This is a genomic window from Paenibacillus sp. P4_E11 (assembly GCF_056401635.1).
Genome location: NZ_JBFUIX010000592.1, coordinates 1 through 887, shown reverse-complemented (window position 1 = coordinate 887; position 887 = coordinate 1). Strand labels below are relative to the sequence as shown.

Sequence of the window (887 nt, the reverse complement as noted above, 5' to 3'; positions counted from 1 at the left end):
AGGCTACAAACTGAAGGAACGAGGAAAACGACTCGTTCGGATCGACAAATGGTTTCCATCGAGCAAACGCTGCCAAACATGTGGTACGATCAACACCGAACTGACTCTGAAAGATCGAGTCTGGGATTGTGAGGGTTGTGGTACCACCCACCAGAGAGATGAAAATGCAGCCGAAAACATACGGTCCGAAGGGATTAGAGTGCTAGGCATAGCATAGATAAATAAAGAACCGCCGGGCTGGCGGGGATAGCCCTGTAAGAATGTCTGCGTGAGCAGGTATGTCCCGGGAAGCCCCCACTTCTATAAGTGGTGGGAGCATGTCACGGATTGCTCTAAAATCCATTGACCAAATTGTATTGAAACCGGGTGAAACATTTTCTTTTTGGCATTTAATTGGGAAACCTAAAGTGAGCAAAGGATATATCGACGGATTGTTGTTATCTCAAGGTGAAGTGAAAACAGGTGTTGGGGGAGGTTTATGTCAATTAGCTAATTTACTTTTTTGGCTTGCCTTACATACACCGCTCAAAATTGAGGAAAGACATCATCATAGTTTTGATCCATTTCCGGATGAGCATAGAGTCTTACCTTTTGGTAGTGGCGCAAGCGTATTTTATAATTACATTGATTTACGATTTTCTAATCCCACCAATCATAAGTTTCAATTTCATGTTTGGTTAACAGATCAACACCTAAAAGGAATTGTGTTTTGTGATAACGAGTTACCATTTTCATACCATTTGGAAGAAAGAAATCATCAATTTCATCATAGAGGAGGGAAGAACTATAGAGAGAATGAGATATGGCGAAGAGTCATTGATAAACGAACTGGGGATGTCATACAAGAACAGATAATGATTCACAATTATTCAGAAGTAAAGTATGAG

The 887-nt window shown here is 41.0% G+C and carries 2 protein-coding genes; both read left to right on the top strand.

Translation table 11 applies throughout. From position 1 onward, the window contains the following. Positions 1-10: 10 nt before the first annotated feature. Positions 11-217, top strand: a complete 207-nt coding sequence (locus tag AC1DWB_RS36280) for a zinc ribbon domain-containing protein (protein ID WP_477545891.1) — start codon at positions 11-13, stop codon at positions 215-217. Between the two features lie 100 nt (positions 218-317). Beyond that, the coding region (locus AC1DWB_RS36275; protein ID WP_477545890.1) for a VanW family protein at positions 318-887 on the top strand (570 nt) is incomplete at its 3' end.